This window comes from Mizugakiibacter sediminis, from assembly GCF_000953855.2.
GTDB classification, from domain to species: Bacteria; Pseudomonadota; Gammaproteobacteria; order Xanthomonadales; family Rhodanobacteraceae; genus Mizugakiibacter; species Mizugakiibacter sediminis.
The window spans coordinates 1-9,778 of record NZ_DF970198.1 but is presented as its reverse complement, the minus strand read 5'-3'; the positions used below and the strand labels follow the sequence as shown (position 1 = coordinate 9,778).

Sequence of the window (9,778 nt, the reverse complement as noted above, 5' to 3'; positions counted from 1 at the left end):
TTCGAGGACGACGATATTCCGTTCTGAAAGGCGGGGAGCGGGGTGGCGGGAGCAGGGAAGAGGGGCAGCGACGTCGGCGGTTCGCTGCGCCTACCGCACCCCGCGCATTTCCCCGCCCTTCATGCCCCGCTCCCCGTTCCCGTCTCCTCCGCCTTCAATCGATCCCCAGCTTCTTCAACTTGTAGCGCAGCGCGCGGAAGGTGATGCCGAGTTTCTTGGCGGCGGCGGTCTTGTTGTAGCGGGTCTCCTGCAGCGCCTTCATGATCTTCTCGCGCTCCAGGTTGGAGATGTAGTCGTCCAGCGGCATCTCGCCGGCCGGAACGTCGGCTGCATCGTCCTCGTCCTCGTCGGCAGTGCCGGCGGCGACGCGCGGGCCGCGCGTCGACAGCATCAGGTCGGCCACCTCGATCTGGCCGTTCTCGCACAGCGCCACCGCGCGCTCGAGGATGTTCTCCAGTTCGCGCACGTTGCCGGGGAAGTCGTAGTCGATCAGCGCCTTCAGCGCGGCGGGGCGCAGCGTCGGCCGTTCGCTGCCGCCGCTCTCCTCGGCCAGGCGCATCAGGATGCGGCCGGCCAGCTTGGGCACGTCCTCGCGGCGCTCGCGCAGCGGCGGCACGCGCAACTCGATCACGTTGATGCGATAGAACAGGTCCTGGCGGAAGTGCCCCTGCTCGACCAGGCGCGCGAGGTCCTTGTGCGTGGCGGACAGGATGCGCACGTCGACCGGCACCTCGCCGCGGCCGCCGATCGGGCGCACCGCCTTCTCCTGGATCACGCGCAGCAGCTTGACCTGCATGTGCACCGGCAGCTCGGCGACCTCGTCGAGGAACAGCGTGCCGCCGTTGGCGGCCTGGAACAGGCCTTCCTTGTCGGCGTGCGCGCCGGTGAACGAGCCCTTCTTGTGGCCGAAGAACTCGCTCTCCATCAGCTCGGAAGGGATCGCGCCGCAGTTGACCGGCACGAACGGCCCGCCCGCGCGCGGCCCCTGCTCGTGGATCAGCCGCGCGACCAGCTCCTTGCCGACGCCGGACTCGCCGCTGATGTAGACCGGCGCCTGGCTGCGCGCCAGCTTGCCGATGGTGGCGCGCACCTGCTGCATCGCCGGCGAGTCGCCGATCAATCGCGCGCTGGCGGCCGCCACCACCGCCGGATCGCCGCCGCGGCGTTCCTCGGAGAGCTTCAACGCCGTCTGCACCAGACGGCGCAGCATGCCGATGTCGACCGGCTTGGAGACGAAATCGAAGGCGCCGGCCTTGAGCGCGTTGACCGCCGCATCGACGTTGCCGTAGGCGGTGATCATCGCCACCGGCGTCTCCGGGTACTGCCTGGCGATCAGTTCGATCAGCTCCTGGCCGGAACCGTCCGGCAGGCGCATGTCGGTGAAGCATAGGCCGTAGCTGCGTTCGGCGAGCATGCGCTTGGCCTCGGCGACGTTGCTGGCGGCGTCGACGTCGAGGTCCATGCGGCCGAGGGTGATGGTCAGCAGTTCGCGGATGTCGCGTTCGTCGTCGACGACCAGGACGGTCTGCTTGCTCATGGCGGGTCTTCGTTCGACTCAGGGATGCGGACGGACGCGGACTTCACGGTGGCGACCCCTCGCCCGCGCCCGGCGAGAGTACCGCGCGCGCGCGGCGCGGCAAAGCGCGGCGTTCAGGCCGGCGCGCCCGGCGCGTTCGCCGGCGGCGTCAGCGTGATGCGGAAGCAGCTGCCGCCGCCGGCCACCGGCACGTATTCCAGCGTGGCCTGGTTGGCTTCGCACATCTGCTTGGCGAGATACAGGCCGAGGCCGGTGCCGTATTCGTGGGTGGTGAAGAACGGCTCGAAGATCTGCGCGGCGACCTTGGGCGGGATGCCCGGGCCGCGGTCGATCACCTCGATCACCGGCGGGCCGAAGTCGGAAACGTGGCGCGCCACCACCATCACCCGCGCCGGCTCGCCGGGCATGCGGCCGTAGCGCAGCGCGTTCTGCACCAGGTTCCACACCACCTGCTGCAGGTGCTGCGGGTCGGCCAGCGCTTCCACGGCGCGCGGTTGCACGATCGCGCGCAGCGAGTCGCCGCCGAGGTCGTTGGACTCCTTGTACTCGTCGGTGAAGGCCAGCACCCAGGCGTTGAGGTCCAGCACCTCCGGCCGCGAGCGGTCGCGGCGCGAGAGCTGCAGGATGTTCTCGATGATGTCGTTCATCCGCCCGCAGTGGTTGTTGATGATCTCCACCATGCGCTTGTCGGCGGCGGGCAGTTCCTCGGATTCGGCGAGCAACTGCGCGGAATAGCGGATCGCCGCCAGCGGGTTGCGGATCTCGTGGGCGATCGAGGCGGACAGGCGGCCGAGCGAGGCCAGCGTCAGTTCCTCGGCGCGGCGCGACACCAGCGAGGTGTCGTCGAGGAAGATCAGCACGTGCGAATCGTCGTTGGCGGCGAGGCGGGTGAAGCGCGGCACTACTTCCGGCACGCCCTCGGCCAGCGCCACCGAGGTCTGGTCGGTCTTGTCGGAGGTGCGCCAGTGGTACAGCCGGCGCGACAGTTCCGGCGCCACCGTGCCGAGGTCGCGGCGGTCGGCCGGCGGACTGCCGAGCAGCATCCACGCCGATTCGTTCATCTGGTGGATGCGGTTGGTTTCGTCGACCAGCAGCACGCCGGTCTGCATGCGGCGGATGATCAGTTCGTTGACCTGCGCCAGGTTGGCCAGGTCGAGGCCGCGGCGCTCGGCCAGCGCCTCGGTCTCGCGCATCTGCTTGCCGAGCGCGTAGCACAGCGAGGCGGCGGCGAAGTAGGCCAGGCCGAACAGCGCCGACTCCAGCATGTCGCGCTCGGCGTCGCGCAGGGCGTTGCCTTCGGTGAAGGTGTGGCCGAGCACCGCCAGCGTGGCCAGCGCGGCGAAGAACATGCCGTGGCGCAGCGGCAGCAGCAGCGCGCCGGCGGACACGTCCACCACCAGCATCAGCGCCACGCCGTTGCGCGCGGTGGGCAGCGCGGCGATGGTCAGCAGCGCCGCCAGCACGTCGGCGCACAGGGCGACGGCGATCGCCGCCTGTGCGTGCTGCTGCCACACGCGCGTCTGCACCAGCGCGAGCAGCGCGAACAGCAGGTACAGCACGGCGGTCAGGCGGCCCAGCAGCGGTTCGTGCAGCGGGATCCATTCGGCCGCCAGCGGGCTGAAGCTCAGGCCGATGTACACCGCCGCCTGCAGCACGCGGAACAGGTTGAAAAAGTAGATCTCGCGGCGTACCGGGCCGCTGCCGGAAGACGGGCGCGAGGCGGGGACGGCGGTCGTGGACACGGCGGGATCCGGGCTCAAGCGACCAGGCGAGGGAAGATGGCGGGCGCACCCATGCGCCTAAGGTAAGCGCGCGCGGCGCGCTTGCCTAGTCGCAGTGCCGCAGCCGCGCGCGGGCAGGGCGGCGCGATGGCCGGCCGGCTTCCCCTTTGCCATCGGCGGACGCTTCCGGGACAATACCCCGTTGCTTTGCGCGCGGCTCGCCGGCCGCGCGTTCCCCTGCGCACCCTCCCGCGCAACCGCGCGTGCGGCGTGCGCGGCGCGCTCCCCCGTTTCCGTTCGTTCAAGGTGCAGGCATGAATTTCCACGAATATCAGGCCAAAGAGCTGTTCGCCGAGTACGGCATCGCCGTGCCGCCGGGCAAGGTCGCCGCGACCCCCGAGCAGGCGGTGGAAGCCGCCAAGGCGCTGGGCGGCGAGCAGTGGATGGTGAAGGCGCAGATCCACGCCGGTGGCCGCGGCAAGGCCGGCGGCGTCAAGTTCTGCAAGAGCCTCGACGAGGTGAAGGCCGCCGCGGCCGGCATGCTCGGCCGCCGCATGGAGACCTACCAGTCGGGCGGCCGCGCGCTGCCGGTCAACCTGGTGCTGGTCACCGACGCCAACGACATCGCCAAGGAGCTGTACCTGTCGGTGCTGGTCGACCGCGGCAGCAAGGCGGTGGCGTTCATCGCTTCCGCGCGCGGCGGCGTCGACATCGAGCAGGTGGCGCGCGAGACGCCGGACGAGATCCACACCGTCGTCGTCGACTACGTGCAGGGCCTGCAGCCCTACCAGTGCCGCAAGCTCGGCTTCGCCATGGGCCTCAACCCCAAGCAGGTCGGCCAGCTCACCAAGATCATGCTCGGCATGTACAAGCTGTTCATGGAGCAGGACCTGTCGCTGATCGAGCTGAATCCGCTGGCGATCGTCAAGTCCGGCGACCTGCTCGCGCTGGACGGCAAGGTCAACTCCGACGACAACGCCGAGTTCCGTCACCCGCGCCTCGCCGCGATGCGCGACAAGTCGCAGGAGGACCAGGCCGAGGCGATCGCGCAGGAGCACAACCTCAACTACGTGACCATGGACGGCAACATCGGCTGCATGGTCAACGGCGCCGGCCTCGCCATGGCGACGATGGACGTGATCAAGCTGGCGGGCGGCGAGCCGGCCAACTTCCTCGACGTCGGCGGCGGCGCCACCAAGGAGCGCGTCACCGAGGCGTTCAAGCTGATCCTGTCCTCGGACAAGGTGAAGACGATCCTGGTCAACATCTTCGGCGGCATCGTGCGCTGCGACCTGATCGCCGAGGGCATCATCGCCGCGGTCAAGGAAGTCGGCCTGACCATCCCGGTGGTGGTGCGCCTGCAGGGCACCAACGTCGAGCAGGGCCGCGAACTGCTGGCCAACTCCGGTTTGAAGATCACCCCGGCGGACGACCTCAACGACGCCGCCAGGAAGGCCGTTGCGGCGGCCGCGGCCTGAGGGGAAGGAAAGAACTCATGAGCGTACTGGTCAACAAGAACACCAAGGTCATCTGCCAGGGCTTCACCGGCCAGCAGGGCACCTTCCACTCCGAGCAGGCGGTCGACTACGGCACCAAGCTGGTCGGCGGCGTGACGCCGGGCAAGGGCGGCAGCGAGCATCTCGGCCTGCCGGTCTACAACACCGTGCAGGACGCGGTCGACGACACCGGCGCCGACGCCTCGGTGATCTTCGTGCCGCCGCCGTTCGCGGCCGACGCGATCCTGGAGGCCGCCGACGCCGGCATCCGCGTGATCGTCGCCATCACCGAAGGCATTCCGGTGCTGGACATGCTGCGCGTGAAGAACGCGCTGAAGAGCTATCCCGACACCGTGCTGATCGGCCCCAACTGCCCGGGCATCATCACTCCGGGCGAGTGCAAGATCGGCATCATGCCGGGCCACATCCACACGCCGGGCAAGGTCGGCATCGTCTCGCGCTCCGGCACGCTGACCTACGAGGCCGTGTTCCAGACCACCAACGTCGGCCTCGGCCAGAGCACGGTGATCGGCATCGGCGGCGATCCCATCCAGGGCATGAACTTCATCGACTGCCTGAAGCTGTTCCAGGACGACCCGCAGACCGAGGGCATCATCATGGTCGGCGAGATCGGCGGCAGCGCCGAGGAAGAGGCGGCCGAGTTCATCGCCGAATACGTGAAGAAGCCGGTGGTGTCGTTCATCGCCGGCGCCTCCGCCCCGGCCGGCAAGCGCATGGGCCACGCCGGCGCGATCATCTCCGGCGGCAAGGGCACGGCCGCGGCCAAGTTCGAGGCGCTGGAGAGGGCGGGCGTCACCACCGTGCGCTCGCCGGCCGACCTCGGCAAGACGCTGGCGGAGCGCATGCGCAAGTAAGCGCGCGCGGCGGCAAGCCGTCCGGACGAAGGCCGCGGCACGCCGCGGCCTTCGTTTTTGCGCCGGCAGTCGGTGCGGTCGGCGCGGAGCTCCGTGTTATGCTCTCGCGGAGCATAAAGGCGCGCCAGCGCCACCCACGCCAAGGAGAAGCCGATGGCCAAGCTGCGCTTCGCGCTGGCCCAGCACGATTTCCCGGTCGGCGCGGTCGCCGCCAACGCGGCGCGCGTGCGCGCGCTGATGGACGAGGCGCGCGCCGGCGGCGCGGCGCTGGTCGCCTTCCCCGAGCTGACGCTGAGCGGCTATCCGCCCGAGGATCTGCTGCTGCGGCCGAGCTTCCTCGAGGCCTGCGCGCGTGCGCTCGGCGAGCTCGCCGGCGCGGCACGGGATATCGCCGTCGTGGTCGGCCACCCGCACGCGCAGGGCGAGGTCTACAACGCCGCCAGCCTGCTGCGCGACGGCGCCGTCGCGCTGACCTACCGCAAGCAGGCGCTGCCCAACTACACCGTGTTCGACGAGAAGCGCTGGTTCCGCCCCGGCCGCGACACGGCGGTGCTCGCGTTCGACGGCGTGCGCGTCGGCCTGCTGGTCTGCGAGGACATCTGGGAGCCCGAGCCGGCGGCGAAGGCCGCGGCCGCCGGCGCCGAGCTGCTGCTGGTGATCAACGCCTCGCCCTACGACCTGCAGCAGGCGGCGACGCGCGAGCGCCTGCTGGCGCAGCGCGCGCGCGACAACGGCGTGGCGATCGCCTACGTCAACGTCGTCGGCGGCCAGGACGACCTGCTGTTCGACGGCGGCGCGCTGCTGGTGCAGCCCGACGGCACGGTCGCCGCGCGCGCGCCGGCATTCGTCGACGCGCTGCTGTTCGCCGAATATGACCCGGCGACGCGGCGTCTCGCCGCGCTCGACTGGCCGCGCGCGGACGACGCCGACGTCGAAGCCACGGTCTACGCCGGCCTGGTGCGCGGCGTGCGCGACTACGTCGGCAAGAACGGCTTTCCCGGCGTGCTGCTCGGCCTGTCCGGCGGCATCGATTCGGCGCTGACGCTGGCGCTGGCGGTGGACGCGCTGGGACCGGCGCGCGTCGGCGCGGTGATGCTGCCGACGCGCTACACCTCGCAGCTGTCGCTGCGCGAGGCGAAGGTGCAAGCCGAGCGCCTCGGCGTGGACTACCGGGTGCTGCCGATCGAGCCGGCGTTCCAGGCCTTCCTCGACACGCTGGCGCCGGCCTTCGCCGGCAAGCCGGCCGACGTCACCGAGGAGAACCTGCAGTCGCGCTGTCGCGGCGTGATGCTGATGGCGCTCAGCAACAAGAGCGGCCGCCTGCTGCTGTCGACCGGCAACAAGAGCGAGATGGCGGTCGGCTACGCCACCCTCTACGGCGACATGTGCGGCGCCTACGCGCCGCTGAAGGACGTCTACAAGACGCTGGTGTACCGCCTGGCGCGCTGGCGCAACGCGCGCGGCGAGGCGATCCCGCCGGCAGTGATCGAACGCGCGCCGTCGGCCGAGCTGCGCGAGCACCAGACCGACCAGGATTCGCTGCCGCCGTACGACGTGCTCGACGCCATCCTCGCGCGTTTCGTCGAAGGCGAACAGTCGCAGGCCGAGATCGTCGCCGCCGGCTACGAGGCGGAGACCGTGCGCCGGGTGGCGCGGCTGGTGCTGGCCAACGAATTCAAGCGCCGGCAGTCGGCGCCGGGCCCGCGCATCACCACCCGCGCGTTCGGCCGCGACCGCCGCTATCCGATCACCTCAGGTTGGCGTTGATTTCGCCATCGGGCAGGAGCCTGCGTGCAGGCGACAGGGGAAGGCGACGCGGATTCCCGCCTGCGCGGGAATGACATCCCGTCTCCCGTCTGCCGTCGCTCAATAATGCCCCGACAACGGAATCAGCCGGCGCAGCGTCGAAGGCCGCTTCGGCCAGTGCTTGGGGTTGGCCAGGTAGGGATGGTTCGGGTAGTTCAGCTTGAGCACGCGCTCGGTGTCGTCGGCCAGTTTGTCCTGCCCGAGCTTGCGGTACGCCTTGGTCATCACCGCCAGCGCGTCGGCGGCCTGCGGCGTCTGCTGATAGTGCTCGATGATGTACTCGGCGCGGTCGGCGGCGGCGATGTAGGCCTCGATGCGCAGGTAGTACATCGCGATGTTCAGTTCGTACTGCGCCAGGCCGTTGCGCAGGAAGATCATGCGTTGGCGGGCGTCGTTGGCGTAACGGCTGTTCGGGTAGCGCGATACCAGGTCGGAGAAATCGTTGAACGCCTGCACCGCATAGCCGGGGTCGCGGCGCGACTTGTCGCGCTTGACGAAGTTCTCGAGGAACGAACCGGTGCGGTTGAAGTTGATCAGGCCGCGCAGGTAGTACGCGTAGTCGATATGCTTGTTGGTCGGATAGGTCTTGATGAAGCGGTTGATCGTCGAGTAGGCGTCGTCGGGTTTGCCGCTCTTGTACTGCGCGTAGGCCATTTCGAGCTCCGACTGCTCGGTGTACGGCCCGAACGGGAAGCGCGCGATCAGGCGCTGGTAGGCTTTCTCGGCGCGGCCGTAGTTGCCGATCTCGAGCGACTGCTTGGCCTTGGCGTAGACCTCCTCGACCGGCGCCGTCTCGGCCTCGTCGCGCTTGTTCTTGCCGAAGTGCGAGCAGCCCACCAGCAGCACGAGCAGGACGAGCAGCGGCAGACGCAGGATCGGAGCGACGCGCATGGAATATCCCGGAGGCGGACACGAATGGCGATGATAGCCCAAACCCGGCCCCGGCCGGCACCGCGCCCGCGGAGGGCGGCATGAGCGGACCGGTGCGGCGGGCCACGGTGCCGCCGGAGGCGGCGGGCCGGCGTTTCGACCAGACCCTGGCGCAGATGTTCCCCGAGTATTCGCGCTCGCGTCTGGCCGCCTGGATCCGCGACGGCCACGCGCGCCTCGACGGCGCGGCGGTCGCCCCGCGCCACGTGGTGCGCGGCGGCGAGGCCGTCGAATTGACGCCGCGCCTCGCGGCCGAGGTGGCGATGGCGCCGCAGCCGATCGCGCTGGACATCCGCTACGAGGACGCCGACCTGCTGGTGCTGGCCAAGCCGGCCGGCCTGGTGGTGCATCCCGGCGCCGGCAATCCGGCCGGCACGCTGCAGAACGCGCTGTTGCACCACGATCCGGCGCTGGCGCAGGTGCCGCGCGCCGGCATCGTGCACCGCCTCGACAAGGACACCTCCGGCCTGATGGTGGTGGCGAAGTCGCTGCGCGCGCACGCCGCGCTGGCGGCGATGCTGGCCGCGCGCGAGATCCATCGCCAGTACGAGGCGGTGGTGGTCGGCACGCTGGTCGCCGGCGGCACCGTGGATGCGCCGCTCGGCCGCCATCCGGTCGACCGCCTGCGCCGCGCGGTGCGCGACGGCGACGCCGGCAAGCCGGCGGTGACGCACTACCGCGTGCGCGAGCGCTACCGCGCGCACACCCTGCTGCAGTGCAATCTGGAGAGCGGCCGCACGCATCAGATCCGCGTGCACCTCGCGCACATCGGCCATCCGCTGGTGGGCGATCCGCTGTACGGCGGCGGGCTCAGGCTGCCGCGCGGCGCCGCTCCGGCGCTGGTCGAGGCGCTGAAGGGTTTCCGCCGCCAGGCGCTGCACGCCGAGCGCCTGGCCTTCGCCCATCCCGTCGACGGCCGCGCGCTGGCATTCGCCGCCGAGCGGCCGGCCGACCTGCGGGCGCTGATCGAGGCGCTGCGCGCGGACGCGGCGTCGGCCGCGGAGGCGCGCTGAATGGGCGCCGGCTTCCTGTCGCCGCAATGGCCCGCGCCGCCGCGCGTGCGCGCCGCGGTCAGCACGCGCGATGCGCCCGGCGTGTCCGCGGCGCCGTTCGGTCCCTGCAATCTCGGCGTGCGCGGCGGCGACGATCCCGCGGCGGTGGCCGCCAACCGCGCGGCGATCGTCGCCGCGCTGGCGCTGCCGTCCGCGCCGCTGTGGCTGCGCCAGGTGCACGGCACGCAGGTCGTCGACGCCGACGCCGCGGCGGGCGACGGCGAGCCGCAGGCCGACGCCGCGGTGACGCGCACGCCCGGCCGCGTGCTGGCCATCCTCACCGCCGACTGCCTGCCGGTGCTGTTCGCGCGCGACGACGGCGGCGCGGTGGCTGCCGCGCACGCCGGCTGGCGCGGCCTCG

8 protein-coding genes are annotated in these 9,778 nt (G+C 70.8%); 5 read left to right on the top strand and 3 right to left on the bottom strand.

The window, feature by feature from the left end; all coding sequences use genetic code 11:
* Positions 1-154 precede the first annotated feature (154 nt).
* Positions 155-1,537, bottom strand: coding sequence for a sigma-54-dependent transcriptional regulator (locus MBSD_RS08505; RefSeq protein ID WP_062536896.1), 1,383 nt, complete (start codon positions 1,535-1,537; stop codon positions 155-157).
* Positions 1,538-1,650: 113 nt separating this feature from the next.
* Positions 1,651-3,279 (bottom strand): sensor histidine kinase, encoded by a 1,629-nt coding sequence (locus MBSD_RS08500; protein ID WP_062536895.1) that lies wholly within the window; start codon positions 3,277-3,279, stop codon positions 1,651-1,653.
* Between the two features lie 293 nt (positions 3,280-3,572).
* Here MBSD_RS08500 and sucC point away from each other — a divergent pair, with 293 nt between their 5' ends.
* The 3 genes from sucC (at position 3,573) to MBSD_RS08485 (ending at position 7,396) form a co-directional block, all read left to right on the top strand.
* Positions 3,573-4,736, top strand: coding sequence for an ADP-forming succinate--CoA ligase subunit beta (gene sucC, locus MBSD_RS08495; protein ID WP_062536893.1), 1,164 nt, complete (start codon positions 3,573-3,575; stop codon positions 4,734-4,736).
* 17 nt (positions 4,737-4,753) lie between these two features.
* Positions 4,754-5,629: a succinate--CoA ligase subunit alpha gene (gene sucD / locus MBSD_RS08490; RefSeq protein ID WP_062536891.1), complete on the top strand. Its 876-nt coding sequence runs from the start codon at positions 4,754-4,756 to the stop codon at positions 5,627-5,629.
* A gap of 153 nt (positions 5,630-5,782) precedes the next feature.
* Positions 5,783-7,396: an NAD+ synthase gene (locus MBSD_RS08485; RefSeq protein ID WP_062536889.1), complete on the top strand. Its 1,614-nt coding sequence runs from the start codon at positions 5,783-5,785 to the stop codon at positions 7,394-7,396.
* A 99-nt stretch (positions 7,397-7,495) separates the two neighbouring features.
* On the opposite strand, the gene MBSD_RS08480 is transcribed toward MBSD_RS08485, so the two are convergent.
* Positions 7,496-8,326, bottom strand: a complete 831-nt coding sequence (locus MBSD_RS08480) for an outer membrane protein assembly factor BamD (protein WP_062536887.1) — start codon at positions 8,324-8,326, stop codon at positions 7,496-7,498.
* An 80-nt stretch (positions 8,327-8,406) separates the two neighbouring features.
* Between MBSD_RS08480 and rluD the strand changes: the two genes are divergently transcribed.
* Together rluD and MBSD_RS08470 are read left to right on the top strand one after the other, a co-directional pair.
* Positions 8,407-9,378: a 23S rRNA pseudouridine(1911/1915/1917) synthase RluD gene (gene rluD, locus MBSD_RS08475; protein ID WP_062536885.1), complete on the top strand. Its 972-nt coding sequence runs from the start codon at positions 8,407-8,409 to the stop codon at positions 9,376-9,378.
* Positions 9,379-9,778, top strand: a 400-nt coding sequence (locus tag MBSD_RS08470; RefSeq protein ID WP_187300600.1) for a laccase domain-containing protein, incomplete at its 3' end; no start/stop codon positions are given.